This is a genomic window from Micromonospora sp. NPDC126480 (assembly GCF_040302465.1).
Lineage (GTDB): Bacteria > Actinomycetota > Actinomycetes > Mycobacteriales > Micromonosporaceae > Micromonospora.
Window position 1 is genome coordinate 24508 of the sequence record NZ_JBEORU010000041.1, and the last position, 20918, is coordinate 45425.

A 20918-nucleotide genomic window follows, 5' to 3' on the forward strand; every position below is an offset into this window, starting at 1 on the left:
TTGTTAACACCGCCGGCGCAGCACCTCCGGCGCAGCACCGCCGGCACGACGGTGGCCGGGCCCGCCGACCCGGCCACCGTCGTGCCGCCGACTCAGTACGTGCCGTCCAGCTGCCCGCGCAGCTTGGTCAGCGCCCGGGCCAGCAGCCGGGACACGTGCATCTGTGAGACGCCGATCTGCTCGGCGATCTGCGACTGCGTCAGGTTGCCGTAGAAACGCAGGGTGAGAATCTTCTGCTCGCGCTCGTCGAGGGTGGCGAGCGCCGGGCCGAGCGCGACCCGCAGCTCCGCCAGCTCGAACTCGCCGTCCTCGCCGCCGAGCAGGTCGCCCAGCTCGGTGGCGCGGTCACCGTCGCCGGTCGGGGTGGACAGGGACACGGCGTTGTACGCGCGGGCGCCCTCCAGGCCCTCCAGCACCTCTTCCTCGGTGAGCTTGAGGTGGGCGGCGATGTCGGCGACCGTCGGCGAGCGGCCGAGCGTCTGGAGCAGGGTGCTGTTCGCGTCGGAGATGGCCAGCCGCAGCTCCTGGAGGCGGCGGGGAACCCGGATGTCCCAGGTGCGGTCCCGGAAGTGCCGCTTCAGCTCGCCGATGATGGTGGGGATCGCGTAGCCCGCGAAGTCGACGCCGCGGGACGGGTCGAACTTGTCGATCGCCTTGATGAGCCCGACCGCGGCGGTCTGGGCCAGGTCGTCGGTGGGCTCGCCGCGCCCGCTGTAGCGGTGCGCGAGGTGGTTGGCGAGCGGCAGCCAGGCCTCGATCGCCCGGTCGCGCAGAGCGGCGCGGGACGGGTGGTTGGCCGGCAGTGCGGCCATCGCGTTGAGCAGGTCGGCGGCGCTGTCGGTGAGCGCCCGCGGGTCGAGCTTCTCGGTGGTGCTCGGCACGGCCGTCGTCGCGTGGTCGCTGATCGTTGGCGCGGTCATGGTGGTCCTCCCTGCACCTCGTCCGCTGACAAAAAGACGTGACGCTTTGGTTTAGCTTCAGGTGTCCGTTCGGAAGTCACCTTAGCCCGATCGTCTCGCCAAAATCTAGCCGAACGGCTGATGTACTTAAGTGATTTACGAAGATGAAACGTATAAAAGCGGACGTACCGCCCTCAGGAAGTGAGCCCGATCATCCGCTTCTTCGTCCGACGGCCTCTGGTCCCGACGTCCGGACAGGCCAACCGGACGGTCCGCGCGTGGCGACGAGCGGACAGCCTCAGGTCACGCGACAGGCTCCGGCTGTCTACTTTCCGTCGTTGTCCTGCTCACGGGACCAGTCGTAGCGTCGCGGATGACATCTGTCGTTCGGAGGCATCGTGCTGGACCCGTCCGTCCCGCAGCTTGTGGTCAACAGCCGCACGCTCTACTTCAGCTGGCTGCCGGCGGACCCGGACGCGGTGGCGGCGCTGGTACCCGCCGCGCTCCGGCCCCGCCCCGACCGGCAGGTCTTCATGAACCAGTACGTCGTCGACGACGCCAGCCAGACCTCCGGCTTCGGGGCGTACACCCTGGCCTATGTCGGCGTCTCGCTCGTCGGGGTCGACGCCCCGGGCGGGGAGAGCCCGGGCGGCTGGTGGACGCACTACGTCACGTGCAGCGACCAGGTCCGGCAGTACGCTCTCGCCCGGGGCGCACCGGCACTCCGCGGCCGGACCGTCATCCGCCACGAGGACGGCCTCGTCGTGGCCGAGACGGAGATCGACGGCGTGCCCGTGATCCGGGCCCGCTGCCAGATCGGCGAGCCGGGCCGGATGGTGAGCAGCGGCCACCACCGCTACTTCACCTCCCGCGACGGGCGGTTGCTCAACTCCGTCTACCCGTACGTCGCCGAGCCGGTCACCCCGTTCGTGATCGAGTCGGTGGAGTTCCTGGACCCGGCCCACCCGATCTACGCGCTCCGGCCGGAGAACCCGCTCACCATCGGCTTCGGCTTCTACGCCCCCCGCGCGTCGTTCGCGTACCCCGGTGGGTTGAGCGAGCACGTCACCGAGCCGGAGCCGGTCGGGGTGGGCGCGGCCTACCAGGTCCCGGCGCGCCGGGCCGCGAGCGGCCTGCCGTCGGGGTCGTAGACCAGCCGGTACACCGGTAGCGCCCACGCCCGGGTGTACCAGGGCAGCCGCCGCGGCCGGTGCGGTCGCAGCCGACCCGGTGGGCGGGCGCCGGCGCAACCGCCGTCGTACCACCGTTGCAGCTCCTCGGCGGCGGCCGTGACCGTCGCGACCGCGTCCGCCGGGTCCAGCAGGTCGCCCTCGTCGCCGTCCGCCGGGTCCCGGTCGAGGTGCTCCCGCAGCAGTCGCAGGCGTAGCTCCCGGGCGAAGAGGCGGGCGCCGTCGCCGGTGCCCGCCGGGTCGGCCGGTGCCCGCTCGTCGCGGGTCTCGTCGAGTACCGCGCAGGACAGCTCACTGTCGTGCGTCCAGGAGCGGCGGTTGAAGTTGTCGCTGCCGACGCTCGCCCACACGTCGTCGACGACGCAGACCTTGGCGTGCACGTAGATCGGGGTGCCCGCGTGGTTCTCCAGGTCGAAGACGTGCACCCGGTCCGGCGCGGCCTGCGCGCACAGCGCCAGGGCCTGCTCCCGGCCGACCGTGTTCGGCGGCAGCGCCAGCCGGCCGTCGACGTCGGGGTGCCGGGGGACCACGGCGATCAGGTGCAGCTCCGGCTGCTCCCGCAGCGCCTGCGCGAACAGGTCGGCCACCTCGGTCGACCAGAGGTACTGGTCCTCCAGGTAGATGAGTCGGCGGGCCCGGCGGACCGCCTTGGTGTAGCCGCGGGCCACCGTGCGTTCGCCGTCCGGGGCGAACGGGTAGCGCGGTCGTACCGCCGGGTAGGTGCGCAGCACCTGGACGTGGTGCGGCCCGCACGGCGGCGGGTCCGGGGGTTGTTCCGGCAGCGGGTCCGGGCGCAGGTCCGCGCCGCGCAGCCGGTCCCGCAGGTACGCCAGGGGGTTCTCCGAGTCCAGCGGCATCGGGTCGTTCCAGCGCTCCCGGAAGCTGGTGTCGAGCGCGCCCACCACCGGCCCGCGGACGGCCAGTTGCACGTCGTGCCAGGGTGGGTGGTCACCGTACCGGGCCGACATCCGGATCGCCTGCGGGTCACCCCGGTGTTCGGCGTCGTCGCGCCGGCCGTGGCACAGGTCGATGCCACCGGCGAAGGCGATGTCGCGCTCCGGGGCGCGCGGGTGCCGCAGCACCACCAGCTTCTGGTGGTGCGAGCCGCCGCGGCGGACCCGCTGGTCCAGCAGCACCTCCCCACCGGCGGCGTTGACGGTCTCGCTGAGGTTCCGGTTCTCCTGCTCGCTGTACGCGAGCACGTCGAGGTGCGAGCGCCAGATCAGCCCCTTGACCACCACGCCGCGCTGCGCGGCTCGCGCGAACAGCTGGGCCACCGTCGGCCCGTCCGGCCGCAGCCGCTGGTCCGGGTCGCCCCGCCAGTCGGTGAAGAAGAGGTGGTCACCCGCCTCCAGACCCTCCACCTCGCGCACCAGCCGGTCGAAGTACGCGGTGCCGTGAATAACCGGCTCGGCAAGGTTTCCGCTGGTCCAAACGGGTAACTCAGACCTCGGGTTGGCGCGTTCGCCGGCGGAGAGGAACCACTCCTGGGGTGTCACGTTTCCCACCCTTCCGAGTCGAACGACGGGAACCCCCGCCGAGGTCCCCGGCCCGCCGGTGTCACCGGCGGCCGTCCCACGGCATACCCAACCGATTCTGACGCGAAAACCGAGGAGGCCACACCATGCCCGGCGAGACGACGAACTCCGTGACCGACTACCGCGAGCAGGCGGTCGAGGGCGAGCGGGGGGCGCTGGTGGCCGTGTTGGTGATGGTGATCCTGGGAGTCGCCGGCATATTCGCCGTGTCCTGACGTACGGACGTCGACGGCGGGCACCCCGGGCGGGGCGCCCGCCGTCGGGTGGCGGGTCAGGGGCGTGGGCCCTGGCCGTCGGTGTGCGGGACCCGCTCGGCGGGGATCACGCCGAGCCGGCCGGCCTGGAAGTCCTCGAACGCCTGGATCAGCTCGTCGCGGGTGTTCATGACGAACGGGCCGTAGTGCGCCACCGGCTCGCGGATCGGCTGGCCGCCCATGATGTACAGGTCCAGCGCGGGAGTGCGGCTGTCCTGAGACGCGTCCGCGGCGAACCGCAGGGCGTCACCTGCCCCGTGCACGGCCAACTGGCCGGTGTGGAAGGGCCGGCGTTCGGCGCCGATCGTCCCGCGCCCGCCCAGCACGTACACCAGGGCGTTGAAGTCGGGCCGCCAGGGCAGGTCCACCTGCGCACCCGGCTCGACGGTGACGTGGGTGACCGTGATCGGCGTGTGGGTCGAGCCCGGCCCGCGGTGGCCGGCGATCTCGCCCGCGATCACCCGGATCAGCGCCCCGCCGTCCGGCGTGGTGAGCAGCGCCGACTGCCGACCGCGGATGTCCTGGTACTTCGGCGGGATCATCTTGGCGACCCGGGGCAGGTTGACCCAGAGCTGCGTGCCGTGGAACAGGCCGCCGCTCACGACCAGGTGCTCCGGCGGCGCCTCGATGTGCAGCAGGCCGCTGCCGGCGGTCATCCACTGGGTGTCCCCGTCGGTGATGGTGCCGCCCCCGCCGTGCGTGTCCTGGTGGTCGAAGACGCCGTCGATGATGTACGTGACGGTCTCGAAGCCCCGGTGCGGATGCCACGGCGTGCCCTTCGGCTCGCCCGGCGCGTAGTCCACCTCGCCCATCTGGTCCAGGTGGATGAACGGGTCCAGCTCGCTGAGCGGCACCCCGGCGAACGCCCGGCGCACCGGGAAGCCCTCGCCCTCGTACCCGCTCGGCGCGGTGGTCAGCCGGCGGACCGGCCGGATGGTGGTGGAATCGTCCAGCCGCGGCAGGCGGGGCAGGACGAGCACGTTGTCGACGGTGACCGCGGGCATGGCGGGCTCCTTAGCTCTCGCTGGGGTGGGGCGACCGCTCGGCGCGCAGCCGGCGGCCGAGCCGGTCGAAGATCCGGGTGAGGGCGGCGACCTCGTCGTCGTCGAGGTCGTCCATCAGGTGGGTGCGGACCGACGCCAGGTGGTGCGGCGCGGCCTCCCGCAGGGTCAGCAGCCCGGCGGCGGTGAGCACCGCCTCGCTGCCCCGCCGGTCCTCCGGGCAGGCCTGCTTGGCGACGAGGCCGCGTCGCTGCATGGAGGAGATCTGGTACGTCAACCGGCTGGGGGAGAAGACCAGGCGGCTGGCCAGCTCGCCCATCCGCAGCCGCTGACCCGGGGCCTCCGAGAGCAGCACCAGCACGTGGTAGTCGGCGAAGCTCAGGTCGCTCGCCGCGCGCAGGTCGTCCTCCAGTTGAGTGAACAGCCGTTGGCTCGCCTCGATGTACGCCCGCCAGGCGGTGCGGCGGTGCGGCTCCAGACTCTCGGTCACGATCCCGAGAGTAGCACTATTTCAAATTTTGACTAGAGCTTCTAAGGCTGTCTCCGGCCCGTGCTGGTCAGTCGCTGCAAGTTTGAACGGTTCCCGTCTCGCCATCAATCCCGTCGCGCACACGCGATCGCACCCCGGCGCCGACGGCGCCGGGGTGCGATCGCGTGTGAGCTGTGCGGTCAGCTCTGCTGGTGCTCGGGCGCCTGCTGATGCTGTGGCGCCTGCGGGTGCATCCGGCCCAGGAGCTGCCGGGCCTGCTCGGCGTACTGCTGGTCCACGATGACGGCGTACTGGCCGGCCCGCAGGGAACTGGCCGACGTGAAGTCGCGCCGGCCGCCGGTCATCGCGTGGGCGACCGCGCCGAACACCGCACCCCAGATCGCACCGATCACCAGACCGGCGAGGACCACGGCGAACCAGTTGCCCGCCGTGAAGATGCCGAAGAGCAACCCGATGAACAGACCGAACCAGGCACCCGACCCGGCCCCGACCAGCGCCGCCCGCCCCGTGGTCATCCGCCCGAGAACGGTCTCGACCAGGGTGAGGTTGGTCCCGACGATCGCCGTGTGCTCCACCGGGAACCGGTTGTCCGCCAGGTGGTCGACCACCCGCTGCGCGGACGGGTAGTCCGGGTACGACCCGATCGTCACGGTCGGCGGACCCATCCCCGGCCCGTTCCCGTCACCGCTCGGGGGCGACGGGTGGCCGGCGGGACCGGACGGGAAGGTGTCGCCGCCCGGCATCCCCGGACGCCAGGCGGAGGTGGGACTCGACGGTGTGGTCATGTGGGTCTCCTCCTTCGTCAACGACACACGTTCCCCGTCGACCGGTGCGCGTAACGCGGGCGGAGCGGTTGTTAAGAAGGGGCCCCTCCTCTACGCCAGGCGTTAAGAAGGGGCCCTTCCTTTCGGTTCAGCAGGGGGTGCCGTTGAGGGTGAAGGAGGTGGGGGTGGGCAGGGTGGCACCGGTGTAGGTGCCCTGGAAGCCGAGCGAGACGGTGCCGCCGGTCGGCAGGCTGGCGTTCCAGGCGGCGTTGCGGACGGTGATCCGGTCGCCGGACTGGCTCCAGTCGCCGTTCCAGCCGTTGGTCAACCGGACGCCGGCGCCGGGGGCGAAGGTGAGCGTCCAGCCGTTGAGGGCGCTGCCGCGGTTGGTCACCCGCAGCTCGGCCGTGAAGCCGCCCGGCCACGAGTTCGGCGTGAACGTCACCGCGCAGCCGCCGGCGGGCGGGGGAGTGGTGGGCGGTGCGGTGGTCGGCGGGGGCGTGGTCGGCGGCGCGGTGGTGGGCGGTGCGGTCGTCGGTGGTGCGGTGGTCGGCGCGCCGGTGGTCGGCACGGGCCCGGCCGCGATCGCCAAGTCGTACGCCCGCTGCGGCACGAATTGGCCGGCTGCGGCGATGCAGCCGTCGGCCTCGCCGGGCAGCTTCACCCAGAGGAACGCGTCGATCGCGGAGTCACCGGTGTTCGTCGTGCTGGGCGTGCCGATCGCCCGGCCGGCCGGGTCGCACCACTCCGAGCCGGCCGGCCCGTTGCCGTTGCGGCTGGTGTCGATGACCGCCTTGAGCCGGGACACCCCGGTGGCCGCGATGATCGCCTTGGCGTACGCGACCTCGTCCGCCGTGTGACGGTAGTTGGAGACGTTCAGCGAGATGCCGTCGGCGCTGTTGGCGATGTCCGCGCCGACGAGCCGGGACGCCGCCTCGCCGGGGGAGAGCCAGGCCGAGTGCCCGGCGTCGAAGTAGACCCTGGCGGCCGAGGAGCCGGCCTTGAGCTTCTTGCCCGCGTACGCCATGGAGGCCTTCGTCTCGGCCTGCTGGCTGGCGTTCTGGCAGCTGGTCATGATCGGCAGTACGTCCGGCTCGAGGACGATCGTGGCCGGCCGTCCGCCCAGTCCGGCGGCGACCTGGTCGATCCACTGCCGGTAGGTCGCGTGGTCGGGCGCGCCGCCGCTACTGGCTCCGCTGCAGTCCCGGTTCGGGATGTTGTAGACCACCAGGATCGGGATCTTTCCGGCTGCGGCGGCCGCCCCGACAAAGGCGTCCACCTCGCCGCGCACGGTCGAGGTGTTGGTGCGGGTGAACCAGCGGCCCTGTGGCACGGACGCGATCCGGTCCCGGATGACGGCGGCCCGCGGGTCGCTCGGGTTGGCGGCCACCCACGCAGCGGCGGCGGTGCCCGGGTCCACGTAGAAGGCGGAGTCGGCGGCGGCGGCCGCCGGGGCTCGGAGCAGCCCGACGGCGACGACGCCGGTGACGGCGAGAGCGGTCGCGGCGGCGGCCGCGAGCGTCGATCTGGCTCGCATGAAGTCTCTCCCTGTATCGACGGTCAGCTGTGGAAGCGCTCCCATGTATGGCCGTCAAACTACGGGTTCATTGCCGCCATGTGAAGAGCCCGCGCGAAAGGAAGGGCCCCTTCTTAACGTCTGGCGTTGTAGCAGGGCCCCCTCTTAACGCCGGTCGGCACGGGACGGGCGGCGCAGAATGGCGGCATGCGCCTCGTCCTCACCGCCGACACCCACGTACCGAAACGGGCGCGTGACCTGCCCGCGCCCCTGTGGGCCGCGATCGACGCCGCGGACGTCGTGCTGCACGCGGGGGACTGGGTCGACGAGGGACTCCTCGACGCGATGGCCGCCCGGGCCCGCCGCCTCGTCGGCGTGTACGGGAACAACGACGGCCCCGCGCTACGCGCCCGGCTGCCGGAGGTCGCCCGGGTCGAGCTGGCCGGGCTGCGCGTGGCGATCGTGCACGAGACCGGTCAGAAGGTACGGCGCGAGGAGCGCTGCCAGGCCCGCTTCCCCGACGCCGACCTGCTGGTCTTCGGGCACTCCCACATCCCGTGGGACACCGTCGCCCCGAACGGGCTGCGGCTGCTCAACCCCGGCTCGCCGACCGACCGGCGCTCCCAGCCGTACGCCACCTACCTGACCGCCCGGGTCGCGGACGGGCGGCTCGCCGACGTCGAACTGCACCGCCTGCCGCCGAGACGCTGAGGCCGCCGGGCCGGGCGGAGGCGCCCGACCGGCGTCGCCGGCCTGCTTCGCCGGCCCGCCGCTCGCCGGCCTGCCGCCCGCCGGCCGTCTCACTGGCCGCGGCCGGTCTCCGCCTGGAGTTCGTCGATCCGCTTCGAGGCCTCCGCCTTGGTGAGGCCCTCCGGCACGTCCTCGCCGGCCTCGCGGGCCAGTGTCGCCAGGTACGACTCCTGCGCCGCCGTCGGTGGCTCCTCGCCGGTCACCCACTCCTCCTGGTCCTTGATCGCGCCCCGTGGATCCGGCCGTTCACTGCTGCGGTCCGTCATCGCCGCTCACCTTCCTTTCGAACAGATGTGCCAGTACCCCGGGATCGGCGAGTCCATGCCGGGAACCCGACCGGGGACACTCCACCCGCATACGCTCACGCGGTGGACGCGGACCGGACGGGCGTGGTGGTGGTCGGGGCGGGCATCGCCGGAGTGGCGTGCGCCCGCGAACTGGCCCGGGCCGGGATACCGGTGCAGGTCCGCGAACGCGGGCGGGTGGCCGGAGGGCGGATGGCCAGCAAGCGCTTCGACGGTCGCCCGGCGGACCTCGGCGCCGCGTACCTCACGGTGAGCGACCCGGGCTTCGCCGAGGTCGTGGCGGAGTGGCGGGCGGCGGGCCTGGTACGCGAGTGGACCGACACCTTCCTGGCGTACGACGCGCAGGGCCGGCGGCAGGTGCCCGGACCGATGCGCTGGGCGGCACCGCGGGGCCTGCGCTCGCTGGTGGAGCACCTCGCCCGGGACCTGCCGGTGACCGTCGACCGGCTGGTGCTCGGCGTCGAGCCCGGCCCGGTGGTCGACGGCCGGCCCTGTGCGGCGGCGGTGCTGGCCATGCCCGGCCCGCAGGCGGCGCTCCTGCTGGACCCGGCGCTCGGCGAGGCGACCCGGGCGGTACGGGCGCAGGGGTGGTCCCCGGCGTTGGCCGTGGTACTGCGCTTCCCCGAACGGCGGTGGGCCGGGTTCGGGGGTGCCTTCGTCAACGACCACCCGGTGCTGGCACTCGTGTGCGACGACGGCGACCGCCGGGGCGACGGCGCGCCGGTCCTCGTCGCGCACACCACACCGGCCTTCGCCGCGGGCCACCTGCTCCAGCCGACCGCCGCCGGACCGGCGGTCGAGGAGGCCGTCCGCGACCTGCTCGCGCTGCCGGAGCCGGCGGCGGACGTGCACGTGCACCGCTGGACGTACGCGAAACCGACAATGGCGGGAACGGGCACGTACCACCTCGACGCCGACGGGATCGGCCTGGCCGGCGACGCCTTCGGCACGCCGCGGGTCCAGACCGCCTGGCGCTCCGGCCACGACCTGGGCCGGGCCCTGGTGACCCACCTGTCCTGACGCAGGCCGGCGGGTGGGCCGGTCAGGGGGAGGCGGGTTCGGGGGTCAGGGATGTCGGTGAGGAGGTCCGCGTGGTGGGGGTGCGGTTGCCGGCCCGGTCGAGCAGCTGCATCACCGGCGTGGCGGCGATCCCGTGCACCACGACGGAGACCAGCACGACCAGGCCGACCGTGGCCCACAGCAGGTCGGCGCGCGGGAAGTCCGCCTTCGTCGTGGCGTACGCCAGGTAGTAGAACGAGCCGACGCCCCGGATTCCGAACAGGGCGATCACCCAGTGCTCGGCCGGGCGGCCCGGCGCCCCGCGCAGCGACAGCCACCCGGCCAGCGGACGCACCACGAACACCAGCGCCAGACCCACCGCGGCGGCCGGCCAGGTGAGTGGACCGAGCAGCCCACCGATCACCGCCCCGCCGAAGAGCAGCAGCAGCATGACCGTCAGCAGCCGTTCCACCTGCTCGGCGAAGTCGTGCAGCACCGAGTGGAACTCGTGGGTGCGCTCGACGGCGCGGATCGCGCGGGCGGCCACGAAGACCGCGAGGAAGCCGTACCCGCTGACCAGCTCCACGAGCCCGTACGCGAGGAACGTGGCCGCCAGCGCGAGGAAGCCCTCGGCGTGCCGGGCCAGCCGCAGCTCGCTCGGGGCGCGGAAGAACAGCTTGCCGAGCAGCCACCCGACCAGCCAGCCGCCAGCGACCCCGGCGACGGTCTTCCACAGCAGGTCGACGGTCAACCAGCGGGCGATCCAGTCCCCGGGGGCGAGGCCGGTGGCGGCGATGGCGATCGCGGCGTACACGAACGGGAAGGCGAGCCCGTCGTTCAGCCCCGCCTCGGAGGTGAGGGCGAACCGTACCTCGTCCTCGCCGTCCTCGACGTCGGTCGGCTCGCCCACCTGCACGTCGGAGGCGAGTACCGGGTCGGTGGGGGCGAGCGCCGCGCCGAGCAGCAGCGCGGCGGCCGGCACGAGACCGGCCCACCACCAGCCGAGCAGCGCCACGGCCCCGATGCAGACCGGCATGGCGATCGCCAGCAGCCGCCAGGTGGACGACCAGCGGTGCCAGTTCAGCGGCCGGTCGATCTTCAGCCCGGCCCCCATCAGGGCCACGATGACGCCGACCTCGGTGAGATGGGTGGCCGCGTCCTTGTAGCGGAGTGGATCGGGATCGGGCAGACCGATCGGAAGGAGGAAGACCAGCATGCCCAGGCCGAGGAACGCGATCGGCATGGACAGCGGGCGGCGTTCGAGCACGCGCGGCAGGATCCCCGCCAGCAGCGCACCCAGACCCACCACCGCGAACGCGACATCGAACGGCTCCACCGCACCACCTCTCGGGCGCGCCCGTGGCGTACGGGCGGCGGGCGAACAGTGCCCCGGAGGTCGCTTCGCTATGCCTGTGCCGCCGAGTCGGGTTCAGCCGGCGGTCAGCGCGGTACCGCGAGGGGCGAGTCGGCCAGCGCGCCCAGCAGCGCGGCCGGGTCGTCGTAGATCGCCACCGCGCCCGCGCCGGCCAGCTCGCCCCGGCTGGTGCCGCCGCAGGTGAGGCCGACGCAGGGGATCCCGAGCTTCCCGGCGGCGACCACGTCCCACACCGAGTCGCCGACGAAGACCGTACGGGCCGCGTCGAGACCGGACTGCTCGAGCGCGGCGACCAGGATGTCCGGGGCCGGTTTGCTCTCCCGGGCGTCCGCCGCCGACGTGACGGTGTCGATGACGTCGTCCGCGGCCAGTGCACGGCGCAGGGCCGCGACCTCATGTTCGGCGGCCGAGGTCGCCAGCACCACCCGCAGCCCGCGGTCCGCGCAGGCGCGCAGCAGGTCGGCGGCGCGGTGGAACGGTTGCAGCCGCTCCCAGTACTCGCCGTAGAGGGTGTCGTGGGCGTCGCGCAGCGTCCCGTCGGCGCTGCGGTCGCGCTCCGGCCCGAGCAGGTGGTCCAGCAGCTTGTCGGAGCCCATGCCGATCGCGCGGTGAATGGTCGCCATCGGCACCGGCCGGTCGGCCTGACGCAGCGCCTCCCACCAGCTCACGGTGTGCAGGTACGTCGTGTCGACCAGGGTGCCGTCCACGTCGAACAGGACCCCGGAGGCGTTGTCGTGCGGCATGGACCTCCTCCTACCCGCCGGGAGCCGGCCCGACCCTGGCGGTCAGCGACCGGGGATGAGAATCTCGAACCAGACGGTCGAGCCACGGACGGTGGGATCCGTGCCCCACGCGTCGCTCAACTCCTCGATCAGCCCGAGCCCCCGACCCCGGCTGCTCAACGTGTCGGTCCGCGCGCGGGTGACGGTGCCCCGGGTGCCCGAGTCGGCCACCGACACCAGCAGCCGCTCCGCGCTGAGGTCGATCTCCACGCGGGCCGCGGTGCCGGCGTGCAGCAGGGCGTTCGTGGTCAGCTCGCTGGTGCAGAGCACCGCCGCTCCGACGATCGACTCCGGGACCTGCCACTCGGTGAGCTGCCCGGTCATCCAGTGGCGGACGCGGCTGGGCGCCGTGGGCTCCGCCGGCACCTCCATGCTCGCCGACCGGCTCGGCCGCAGTGCGTGCTCCACGGCCAACACGGCGACGTCGTCCTCGGTGGCGCCGGAGACCGCGGCGGTGGCGACGGCGCAGAGCGCGCGCGGGTCGGCGCTGGCGGCTCGGGCCACCGCGGTCGACAGGGCGTCCAGGCCCGTGCCCAGGCCCTGGCGGCGCCGCTCCACCACGCCGTCGCTGAACAGCAGCAGCGTGTCGCCCGGGGAGAAGCGGAGCGTGGTGGTCGCCGCCCGGTAACCCAGGCCGAGCGGCGCGCCCGTGGGCACGTCTGCGTACTCGGCGTCGGGCTGGCCGGCGGCGGTGCGCCGCCGAATCAGGGGCGGGGGGTGGCCGGCGCTGGCGAGGGTGAGGCGGTGCCGGTCGGCGTCGATCACGCCGAGGACCACGGTGACGAACAACTCGTGCGTGCCGCCCTCGGCGCCCAGGCTCGTGACCAGCCGGTCGAGCCCGCCGAGGACCGCGTCCGGGCGCGGGTCGGCCAGGGCCAGCGCGCGCAGTGCGGCCCGGACCTGCCCCATCCGGGCGGCGGCCTGCACGTCGTGTCCGGCGACGTCGCCGAGGACCACTGCCAGCGCGCCGGTGGGGAGGAGGAAGGCGTCGTAGAAGTCGCCGCCGGCCGCGTTGCCGTCGACGCCGGGGTCGTAGCGGGCGGCGATGCGCAGCCGGGGCAGGTCCGGCAGGTGCGCCGGCAGCATGCTGCGCTGCAGGAGCTGGGCGGTCCCGTGCTGGGTCTCGAACCGGCGCGCGCGTTCGGCCGCCTGGCCGATCAGCTCGGCGGCGGCGTACAGCAGCGCCCGGTCGGCGGCCGACCAGGGGTGCGCGGTCTGGTAACCGACGGTCAGGCCGCCCCGGAGCACCGCACTGCGCAGCGGTACGACGGCCAGTGCCCGGATCTTCTGGTCGTGGCGGTCGGCGGCTATCTCCCGCAGCGGCTGGCCGTCGTCGGTGAACCTGGACGCGCCGTCGCGCGCCGCGGCGACGACCGGCGCGGCCGAGTCCGCCGGGAGGCGCCGCCACAGCGGGGGGAGCCGCTCGTCGGCCTCGTCGATCAGCTCGCCGCGGAGGCGGCGGACCAGCCGCCAGCCGCCGCCCTCGTCGGCGGCGAAGGAGACCCGGTCGGCGTCGAACGAGGCGAGCGCGTGGCGCAGGGCGACCCGCGCGACGTCGTCCAGCGTGAGCGTGCCGGCGAGCGCGGCGGCCAGGTCGCTGAGGCTCTGCAACTGCCGGGTGACCTGGGTCGTCTCGGCGGCGACGGTGAGCACGCCGGCGATCCGGCCCTGGCTGTCGCGGACCGCCGAACAGCCACGGGTGAACATGGCGTGCTCCACCGCGCCGGCGCGGCGCCGCCGCAGCGGCATCGTCGTCTCCCGCTCCAGGAACGGCTGGCCGGTCCGGTACGTGTGCTCGATGGCGTCCCCGACGCCGGGCCGCTCCCACAGCTCCGGGAACACCTGAGCCGCCGGTCGGCCGACCGCGTCCGGGTGGTGGTCGCCGATCAGGTCGGCGTAGCCGTCGTTGTAGAGCAGCAGGAACTCGGCGCCCAGCGTGAGGACCATCGGCACCGGGGAGGCGAGGACCAGCTCGGCGGCGGCCCGGACGGCCGGGTCCCAGCTCGGCCACGGTCCGAGGGCCGTGCCGGCCCAGTCGTGGTGGCGGACGGCGGCCGCCGCTCCGACCGGTGCGGCCGCGCCGGAGACCGGTGCTGGCGACGTGGGCACCTGTCCGACCGTTCCTGGCATGACCGCAGCCTATCGGGAACGTTCACCGGTGCTTCCGATCATGTCGGTCCCCTCGTTGGGTCGGACGTTTGGGCAGCTCACGGCCGCTCTGAGGCCGGCTGTCGGGAAAAACCGGGGGACCGGGACGGCGTGCCTGTGCGGCGACCGGGTATGCGCGCTGCGTAGTCCATGCGACAGGAGGGACATCATGCCGGAAACCCTCGCGGCCGGGCAGGTCGACATCGGCGACGCCTGGGCCGACTTCTGGAGGTCGGTGCTGCTGTTCATACCGAGAGCCATCGCGTTCATCGCGATCCTCGTGGTCGGATGGCTCGTTGCCAGAGCCGTCCTCAAGATCGTGGACACGGTGCTGGAACGGGTGAACTTCGACCGCGCCGTGGAGCGCGGCGGCATCAAGCAGGCGTTGGAGCGGACGAAGTACGACGCCAGCGACATCCTCGCCAAGCTCGCGTACTACGCGGTGCTGCTGTTCACGCTGCAGTTCGCGTTCGGTGTCTGGGGGCCCAACGCGATAAGCGACCTGATCAGTGGTGTCGTCGCCTGGCTGCCGCGGGCGTTCGTGGCGATCGTGATCATCGTCGTGGCCGCCGCCATCGCGAACGCCGTCCGGGACCTGGTGACCGGCTTCCTGGGCGGTCTCTCGTACGGCCGGATCCTGGCCAACCTGGCGGCCGTCTTCATCCTGGCGCTCGGTGTGATCGCGGCGCTGAACCAGGTCGGCATCGCTACGACGGTCACCACGCCGGTGCTGGTCGCGGTGCTCGCCACGATCGCCGGCATCCTGATCGTCGGCGTCGGCGGTGGTCTGGTGAAGCCGATGCAGGATCGCTGGGACGGCTGGCTGAACCGGATCTCCGAGGAGTCCCGTGCCGTCCAGGAGCAGCGGCAGGCGCAGGGGGCCGGCCGCAGCGACGTCGAGCGGCAGATGGCCGACCGGACCGGGCCGCAGGCCATGCCGGCTCGCGAGTCGGCGAGCATGGCCGGGGGGCGCGGTACCTACCAGTCGGGGAACGCGGGCGACGAGACGCAGCAGTTCCGTCGCTGACCGGCGTGCACGCCATCGGAGGGTGTCCGCCCCGGCGGGCACCCTCCGCGTGGCGGGCGCCGGGCAGCGGCCGTCCGGCGCGGCGGGTCAGAGCGGGGGGAGCGGCGCCGGCTTCGGTGCGTCCAGGGAGCGGGCCAGGGCGGCGACCGCCAGCAGGCGGGTGACCAGCCAGTCCGGTGCCGACCAGTCGACCGGGCCGGCCGGAAGCTGCCAGTCGTGCTCCAGCGCCGCGGCGCGTACCCCTTCGGCGTAACCGGCGAGGGCGGCGGCGGTCAGCCGGCGGCGGTCGCCGTCGAGGCTCTCCCGGACGGCTGCGGTGTGCTGGTCGACAAGCGCCAGCAGCCCGGGCCGCGCGGCGGCCGCGGCCAGCCCGTCGGCGCCCACGGTCGTGGACAGGGCGGCCAGCGTCGAGCGGGCGGCCCCGACGGCGGTACGGGGGGTGACCTGGTTGAACGGCACGCGCATGGGGAACGAGGCTAACCGGCCGGACCGGGGGTCGCCCTCGGCCGGTCGGCGGTTTCTGCTCCTCGACCGGTCGGCCGAACCCTTCCCAGGTGCCGACCGGGTGCGGGCCGGGCAGGAACCGGACCACCCGGGTGCACGGCGAGGGCGCGGAGGTACGGATGACGGCGGACCAGAACGGACCGGACGAGCGGCACCGGCGGCCGGCCGGGGTGAGCGACGAGACGGTCGCCGCGCTCGGCAAGCTCAGCGAGGCCCTCGAGTGCGTCGAGCGGGTACGCGGGCACCTCTACTCGCTGCACCAGCTCGTCGGGCACGCCGACCTGATGCTGGACGACGCGGTGGCGATGTTCCGCGCCGCCGGCCACGACGCCGTCGCCGACCGGATCGACACCGAGCTGCTCGGCCGCAACGTGATCGCCGGCCGGTGGACGTTCCAGATCGTCGAGGATTTCGACGACGGCTACTACGCGCTCTTCCGGGACGTCGACCGCCAGGCCCGGGAGGAACTGGTCGAGGGTCGCCGGCACCTCTACGAGGCGGAGATGAAGGAGCGGCGGCGTACCCGGGGACGGCCCGGACACGAGGCGCTCCCCGGCACCGGCGGTTGACCCCCGGGGTGGCTCAGTCGCGGGAGCTGGCCTCGGCGGGGCGGCGGCGGGCCGCGTCGTCCGCGATGATCACCGTGGCCACCATCATTGCGACGCAGAGGCTGAACAGCCAGGAGCTGTCGGAGACCAGCTTGGCGGAGACCGGCGCCTGGACGGCCGCGAGCAGGAAGCCGAGCCAGGCGAGGCGACGCTGGCGGGTGGAGAGGATGCCGTTGCCCTGTTGCATCCCGAAAGTCTTGCGCGCGGCACCGGGCTTGCCGTCAGCCGAACGGCCGATTCTGGCCGAGCTGTCCGCGTTCCCGCCTGCACGGACCGTCATTTCTGGCCCGACGGGTGAGGTCGGGTGGCCGGTCCCGGCGCGGGTCACCGGCCCGCGGCGGCGAACGTCACATGCTGTCCGGACCGGTCCGTCCGGTGGTCGACGGGCGGTACGCCCGGTCCGGGTCGGTGGGCTCCCGGCCGGCGCCGGCGGCCTGACCGCCGCGGTCCACCGCCTCCGGTCCGTGCCCGAATGCGGCCTCCTCACCGGCGTCGTTGCCGGTCACGTCGTCGGCCTGGCCGTCGAGCGTCGAGCGGGCGACGGCCCGGTCCAACTCCTGCAGGGAGGTTCGGTCCTCGTCGCGCCACACCTTGTTCTCGTCCGTCATACCTCGTGCGGTACCCGACGCCACCTGCGCGAAACCCGGCACGGCGACGGCCGCCGGCAGCGCCGGCGGCCGTCGTGGGTCCGGATCGGGGGTCAGGGCTGAGGGCGGTCGACCTTGCCGCGCCACGCACCGGTCTCCTGGCCGCGCCGCTCGATGAACTGCTTGAAGCGCTGCAGGTCACCCTTGGCACGCCGGTCGACGACGCCGAGCTTGGCGCCGGCCTGCTCGACCACACCGTGTGGCTCGAACTCGAGCTGCAGGGTGACCCGGCTGGTGTTCTCGTCGAGCCGGTGGAACGTCACCACACCCGCGTGCTGGGTACCGCCGGTGGAGCGCCAGGCGACCCGCTCGTCGGGCAACTGCTCGGTGATCTCGGCGTCGAACTCGCGCTTCACGCCGGCGATCTCGACCGTCCAGTGGGTCATCCGGTCGGACAGCTGGCGCACCTCCTGCACGCCCTCCATGAAGTGCGGGAACTCCTCGAACTGGGTCCACTGGTCGTACGCGGTGCGCACCGGGACGGACACGTCCACGTGCTCCATGACACTCATCAGGACTCCTCCTCTCCGCCGGCGGTCAGCTCCGGATCGTGGGAAGATCCGGTCACCAGCGGGTCGTCTCGTTCTTGTGGCCGAGCGCCGCCCAGACCTCGGAGACCGTCTGGTAGCGGGTGCCCTCGGGCAGGCGCTCCAGCTCGGCGACGATGTCCGCCGGCGCGTCGTTGTCGCGCGCGTTGGCGACCAGCGCCTCCCGGTCGCCGGGCAGCGCCGACATCGTGATGAACCGGCCGAGGCGGCTGCGCCGCTCGACGTCCTCCGAGCTCATGCCCTTGGGAGCACCGGTGCGGTACTCGCCGGCGGGGGCGGTGGTGGGCTCCGGCTGGTCCTCGCCCGCCGGCTCCGGGACCCGGGCCTCGTCGACCCGCGAACCACCGGTCCCCGGCCCCTGCACCAGGCCGCTGACCTCGCGGCTCATCTGGTCGTCGAGCCTCGGTCCGTGCTTGCTGCTGCCACGTTCCATGCCTTCTGCGCTACCCGGTGGGGTCCCCGGTAAACCGGCTGGTGATCACCTGGCGGCCGTCGCCTTGGGTTCCAGCACCGGCTCCTCCGGGTCGTCGGCGCCGGCCTGCAACACCCGGCCGCGCTGAAGTTCCGCGTTGATCTGGACGCCCAGCATCAGCGCCGAGTTGGACAGGTAGAGCCACACCAGGAAGGCGATCACCGCGCCGAGGCTGCCGTACGTGACGCTGTACGAGCCGAAGTTCGCCACGTACAGGCCGAAGCCGGCCGACGCGACGGCCCAGGAGAACAGGGCGACCCCGCCGCCGGGGGTGAGCCAGCGGAAGCGGGGCTGCCGGACGTTGGGGGCGATCCAGAACAGCAGGCTCAGCAGCACCATCATGATCAGGGCCAGCACCGGCCACTTCAGGATCGCCCACACCGTGCGGGTGAGGCCGCCCGCGCCGATCAGGTCACCGACCGCGTCGGTCACCGGCCCGCTGATGATCAGGCCGACCGCGACGATCGCCAGCAGCAGCAGCGTCACCCCGGCGAGCCCGATCTGCAGCGGCCGCAGTTTCCAGAACGGCCGCCCCTCCTCGACCCCGTAGACCGCATTGGAGGCGCGGGTGAACGCACCGATGAATCCGGAGGCCGACCACAGGGCGCCGAGCAGGCCGAAGCTCAGCAGCACACTGGCACCGCCCTGGTCCGCCACGACCTCCCGGACGACGCTGACGAAGCCCTCGTTGGCCACGACCGAACCGGCACCCAGGTCCCGGGCCAGGTCGAGCACCGTGTCCACCGTCCGGTCGCCCTCGGAGACCAGCCCGACCAGGGCGACCACCACGATGGTGGACGGGAAGAGCGCCAGTACCCCGTAGTAGGTGAGCGCCGCCGCCCAGTCGGCGCAGTTGTCCTTGAGGAAGTTGCGGGCGCTGCGCGCCATGACCCCCCGCCAGGTCCGCCAGCTCAGTTGCCGGACCCGCCCGGGCAGGGGCCGCCGTGCCACCTCGTCGATCGCCGTACCGGGCTCCGTCGCCGTCATGGGCCGCTCCCTGTGCCGCTCGGTCGCCGGACGTCGGGGTACGTCCGGTGTCCGCTCCGCCGGTACCCCGGCCTGAAAATCGACAAACCCGGCACCCGGTTTGCCGGTCGGCCGTGGGGGAACGGTCAAACCGGAAGCCATCGACGCGGAGGAGGACGAGATGCCCGGGCGCGAGGACATGCCCAGCACGCTGCGGCGCTCCCCGGACAAGGCGCAGCGCACCTGGGAGAAGACCCACGATTCGGCCGTGCAGACGTACGGCGAGGGGGAGCGGGCCCACCGGACCGCCTTCGCCGCGGTCAAGCACGAGTTCGAGAAGGTCGGCGACCACTGGGAGTCGAAGGGCCGCAAGGGCCCGAGCGACCGCCAGGCGGCCGGCGGTGGCCCGCAGCGCCGAGCGGACACGGCGGGCGGCGTCGACGCGAACGCCACCAAGGACCACCTGATGCAGGTGGCACGCAAGCTCGACGTTCCCGGCCGGTCCACCATGACCAAGCCGGAACTGGTCAAGGCCATCGAGAAGGCGAACAACCGCGCGACCGCGAAGGCCCGCGAAAAGGGCCGGAAGCGTTAGGGGTACGTGGGACGGGGCCCCTCCGCACGGAACGGTCCCGTCCCACGTCGGTTCACCAGTGCCCGCCGCCGGGCGCCTCGATGTGGACCGCCTTCGTGGCGGTGAACTCGTCCAGCAACTCCGGGCCGTACCCGAAGCCCTGGCCGCTGCCGCGGCGCGGATGCGCGGCACCGCCCGGCGCCCCGCCGAAGACCGCGTTGATCTTCACGGTGCCCACCGGCAGCTCCCGCCACGCGCGGTGCGCGTGGCTCATGGAGCCGGTCAGCACGGTTGCCGCCAGCCCGTACGGCGAGTCGGCGGCACAGCGAAGCGCCTCGGAGAACGAGTCCACCACCACGACCGGGGCGACCGGCCCGAAGGTCTCCTCGCGGACCAGGGTCATGTCGTGCCGGCAGTCCGCGACCACGGTCGCCGGGTAGAAGGCGCCCGGCCCGTCGGGCAGGGTGCCGCCGGTACGGATCCGCGCCCCCTCCGCCACCGCCGCGGTTACCTGGCCGTGCACGTGGTCGCGGTGCCGCCGGTCGACGAGCGGGCCCAGCTCGGTCGTCGGCTCGGTCCCCGGGCCCGCCCGCAGCGCCTGGGCCCGCTCGACCAGGGCGTCGAGGAAGTCCTCGGCGACGTCCCGGTGGACGTAGATGCGCTCCACCGCCACGCAGATCTGGCCGGCGTTGGCGAACGCGCCGACCGCCGCCTGCCCGGCCGCCCAGACCGGGTCCACGTCGCCGTCGACGATGAGCGGGTCGCTGCCCCCGTTCTCGAGCAGGGCCTTCGCACCGGTCCGGGACGCGGCGGCGGCGATCGCGCGGCCGGTCGCCGTGGATCCGACGTGCGCGACCACGTCCACCGGCTGGGCGGCCAGCGCCGCCCCCACCTCGGGCCCGCCGGTCAGCAGCGACAGCACCCCTGCCGGCAGCGCCTCGTCCAGTGCCTTCGCCAGCAGCCACCCGGTGGCCGGGGTCCGCTCGCTCGGCTTGTAGAGCACGACGTTCCCGGTGACCAGGGCGGCGCCGAGCAGCCCGCAGGAGACGGCCACCGGGTCGTTCCACGGGGTGATCGCGGCCACCACGCCGCGCGGCTGGGGAACCATGAAATCGATCGCGTCGGTGCCGCCGTGCAGGGTCCGCCCGCCGCGCACCGGGGCGAGCTCGGCGTACTGGCGCAGGGTGCCGATTCCCGCGTCCACGCCGCCGCGCGCGTCCCCGAGCGGTTTGCCCATCTCGGCGGTGGTGGCCCGGGCCAGCTCGTCGGCGACCGCCGCCACCGCGTCCGCCGCCCGGTGCAGGGCGGCGGCGCGTTCCGCCGGGGGCGTCGCCGCCCACTCCGCGGCGGCACCCCGGGCCGCCTCCACCGCCTTGCCGACCTCGTCCGCCGTCGCCACCGGAACCGAGCTGACCGGGGAGCCGTCGGCCGGGTCATGGACGACCAGTTCGCCTCCCTCGCCGCCCGCCCCCCACACTCCACCTATGAGTTGCGCAACCGTGTACATGCGGCAGTGGATGCCCCGGCCCGCCCGAGGCAAACGCGTTTCGCCCGGTTCCGG

24 protein-coding genes are annotated in these 20918 nt (G+C 73.4%); 7 read left to right on the forward strand and 17 right to left on the reverse strand.

Annotation, left to right across the window (positions count from 1 at the left end):
• Positions 1-92: 92 nt before the first annotated feature.
• A complete protein-coding gene (locus ABTW87_RS27765; RefSeq protein WP_350654103.1) occupies positions 93-920 on the reverse strand; it encodes a SigB/SigF/SigG family RNA polymerase sigma factor in 828 nt (275 codons plus the stop codon).
• Between the two features lie 377 nt (positions 921-1297).
• On the opposite strand from ABTW87_RS27765, the gene ABTW87_RS27770 reads away from it, so the two are divergent.
• On the forward strand, positions 1298-2050 hold the full coding sequence (locus ABTW87_RS27770; RefSeq protein WP_350654105.1) for a hypothetical protein: 753 nt from the start codon (positions 1298-1300) through the stop codon (positions 2048-2050).
• Here ABTW87_RS27770 and ABTW87_RS27775 read toward each other — a convergent pair.
• Positions 1999-3588: a phospholipase D family protein gene (locus ABTW87_RS27775; protein WP_350654107.1), complete on the reverse strand. Its 1590-nt coding sequence runs from the start codon at positions 3586-3588 to the stop codon at positions 1999-2001. The two genes, ABTW87_RS27770 and ABTW87_RS27775, sit on opposite strands and share 52 nt — an antisense overlap.
• A 125-nt stretch (positions 3589-3713) precedes the next feature.
• Here ABTW87_RS27775 and ABTW87_RS27780 point away from each other — a divergent pair, with 125 nt between their 5' ends.
• Complete coding sequence (locus tag ABTW87_RS27780) at positions 3714-3842, forward strand: hypothetical protein (RefSeq protein ID WP_350654109.1); 129 nt, start codon at positions 3714-3716, stop codon at positions 3840-3842.
• Between the two features lie 56 nt (positions 3843-3898).
• Here ABTW87_RS27780 and ABTW87_RS27785 read toward each other — a convergent pair whose 3' ends face one another.
• The 4 genes from ABTW87_RS27785 to ABTW87_RS27800 all read right to left on the reverse strand — a co-directional run bounded on the left by ABTW87_RS27785 (position 3899) and on the right by ABTW87_RS27800 (position 7673).
• Positions 3899-4885, reverse strand: a complete 987-nt coding sequence (locus ABTW87_RS27785; protein ID WP_350654111.1) for a pirin family protein — start codon at positions 4883-4885, stop codon at positions 3899-3901.
• A 10-nt stretch (positions 4886-4895) separates the two neighbouring features.
• On the reverse strand, positions 4896-5372 hold the full coding sequence (locus ABTW87_RS27790) for a MarR family winged helix-turn-helix transcriptional regulator (RefSeq protein WP_350654112.1): 477 nt from the start codon (positions 5370-5372) through the stop codon (positions 4896-4898).
• A 179-nt stretch (positions 5373-5551) separates the two neighbouring features.
• Positions 5552-6157: a general stress protein gene (locus ABTW87_RS27795; protein ID WP_350654113.1), complete on the reverse strand. Its 606-nt coding sequence runs from the start codon at positions 6155-6157 to the stop codon at positions 5552-5554.
• A gap of 127 nt (positions 6158-6284) precedes the next feature.
• Positions 6285-7673, reverse strand: coding sequence for a glycoside hydrolase family 6 protein (locus ABTW87_RS27800; protein WP_350654115.1), 1389 nt, complete (start codon positions 7671-7673; stop codon positions 6285-6287).
• A gap of 186 nt (positions 7674-7859) precedes the next feature.
• Here ABTW87_RS27800 and ABTW87_RS27805 point away from each other — a divergent pair, with 186 nt between their 5' ends.
• On the forward strand, positions 7860-8363 hold the full coding sequence (locus tag ABTW87_RS27805; RefSeq protein ID WP_350654116.1) for a metallophosphoesterase family protein: 504 nt from the start codon (positions 7860-7862) through the stop codon (positions 8361-8363).
• 89 nt (positions 8364-8452) lie between these two features.
• Here ABTW87_RS27805 and ABTW87_RS27810 read toward each other — a convergent pair whose 3' ends face one another.
• Positions 8453-8668 carry a DUF3072 domain-containing protein gene (locus ABTW87_RS27810; RefSeq protein ID WP_350654118.1) on the reverse strand — a complete coding sequence of 72 codons (216 nt, stop codon included), beginning with the start codon at positions 8666-8668 and terminating at the stop codon, positions 8453-8455.
• A 123-nt stretch (positions 8669-8791) separates the two neighbouring features.
• Here ABTW87_RS27810 and ABTW87_RS27815 point away from each other — a divergent pair, with 123 nt between their 5' ends.
• Complete coding sequence (locus tag ABTW87_RS27815; protein WP_350654157.1) at positions 8792-9727, forward strand: NAD(P)/FAD-dependent oxidoreductase; 936 nt, start codon at positions 8792-8794, stop codon at positions 9725-9727.
• A gap of 22 nt (positions 9728-9749) precedes the next feature.
• Here ABTW87_RS27815 and ABTW87_RS27820 read toward each other — a convergent pair whose 3' ends face one another.
• From ABTW87_RS27820 to ABTW87_RS27830, 3 genes are all read right to left on the reverse strand, one after another.
• Positions 9750-11042: a cation:proton antiporter gene (locus tag ABTW87_RS27820; protein WP_350654120.1), complete on the reverse strand. Its 1293-nt coding sequence runs from the start codon at positions 11040-11042 to the stop codon at positions 9750-9752.
• A gap of 104 nt (positions 11043-11146) precedes the next feature.
• The gene (locus ABTW87_RS27825) at positions 11147-11824 is read right to left on the reverse strand and encodes an HAD family hydrolase (protein WP_350654122.1); all 678 of its coding nucleotides are present in this window, start codon (positions 11822-11824) and stop codon (positions 11147-11149) included.
• A 42-nt stretch (positions 11825-11866) separates the two neighbouring features.
• Positions 11867-13993 (reverse strand): ATP-binding SpoIIE family protein phosphatase, encoded by a 2127-nt coding sequence (locus ABTW87_RS27830; protein ID WP_350654124.1) that lies wholly within the window; start codon positions 13991-13993, stop codon positions 11867-11869.
• A gap of 187 nt (positions 13994-14180) precedes the next feature.
• On the opposite strand from ABTW87_RS27830, the gene ABTW87_RS27835 reads away from it, so the two are divergent.
• Positions 14181-15038, forward strand: coding sequence for a mechanosensitive ion channel family protein (locus ABTW87_RS27835; RefSeq protein ID WP_350654126.1), 858 nt, complete (start codon positions 14181-14183; stop codon positions 15036-15038).
• An 87-nt stretch (positions 15039-15125) separates the two neighbouring features.
• Here ABTW87_RS27835 and ABTW87_RS27840 read toward each other — a convergent pair whose 3' ends face one another.
• Positions 15126-15503 carry a DUF6401 family natural product biosynthesis protein gene (locus ABTW87_RS27840; protein ID WP_350654128.1) on the reverse strand — a complete coding sequence of 126 codons (378 nt, stop codon included), beginning with the start codon at positions 15501-15503 and terminating at the stop codon, positions 15126-15128.
• A gap of 158 nt (positions 15504-15661) precedes the next feature.
• On the opposite strand from ABTW87_RS27840, the gene ABTW87_RS27845 reads away from it, so the two are divergent.
• Positions 15662-16111: a hypothetical protein gene (locus ABTW87_RS27845; RefSeq protein ID WP_350654130.1), complete on the forward strand. Its 450-nt coding sequence runs from the start codon at positions 15662-15664 to the stop codon at positions 16109-16111.
• Positions 16112-16124: 13 nt separating this feature from the next.
• On the opposite strand, the gene ABTW87_RS27850 is transcribed toward ABTW87_RS27845, so the two are convergent.
• From ABTW87_RS27850 to ABTW87_RS27870, 5 genes are all read right to left on the reverse strand, one after another.
• Complete coding sequence (locus ABTW87_RS27850) at positions 16125-16337, reverse strand: hypothetical protein (protein ID WP_350654132.1); 213 nt, start codon at positions 16335-16337, stop codon at positions 16125-16127.
• Between the two features lie 160 nt (positions 16338-16497).
• Positions 16498-16758 carry a hypothetical protein gene (locus ABTW87_RS27855; protein WP_350654134.1) on the reverse strand — a complete coding sequence of 87 codons (261 nt, stop codon included), beginning with the start codon at positions 16756-16758 and terminating at the stop codon, positions 16498-16500.
• A gap of 92 nt (positions 16759-16850) precedes the next feature.
• The gene (locus ABTW87_RS27860) at positions 16851-17312 is read right to left on the reverse strand and encodes an SRPBCC family protein (RefSeq protein ID WP_350654158.1); all 462 of its coding nucleotides are present in this window, start codon (positions 17310-17312) and stop codon (positions 16851-16853) included.
• A 49-nt stretch (positions 17313-17361) separates the two neighbouring features.
• Positions 17362-17778, reverse strand: coding sequence for a DUF2795 domain-containing protein (locus tag ABTW87_RS27865; RefSeq protein ID WP_350654135.1), 417 nt, complete (start codon positions 17776-17778; stop codon positions 17362-17364).
• 45 nt (positions 17779-17823) lie between these two features.
• Positions 17824-18804 (reverse strand): YihY/virulence factor BrkB family protein, encoded by a 981-nt coding sequence (locus ABTW87_RS27870; protein WP_350654137.1) that lies wholly within the window; start codon positions 18802-18804, stop codon positions 17824-17826.
• Between the two features lie 160 nt (positions 18805-18964).
• On the opposite strand from ABTW87_RS27870, the gene ABTW87_RS27875 reads away from it, so the two are divergent.
• On the forward strand, positions 18965-19378 hold the full coding sequence (locus ABTW87_RS27875) for a ChaB family protein (protein ID WP_350654139.1): 414 nt from the start codon (positions 18965-18967) through the stop codon (positions 19376-19378).
• A 52-nt stretch (positions 19379-19430) separates the two neighbouring features.
• Here the strand turns inward: ABTW87_RS27875 and ABTW87_RS27880 are convergent, their stop codons facing one another.
• The gene (locus ABTW87_RS27880) at positions 19431-20864 is read right to left on the reverse strand and encodes an aldehyde dehydrogenase family protein (RefSeq protein ID WP_350654141.1); all 1434 of its coding nucleotides are present in this window, start codon (positions 20862-20864) and stop codon (positions 19431-19433) included.
• Positions 20865-20918 lie beyond the last annotated feature (54 nt).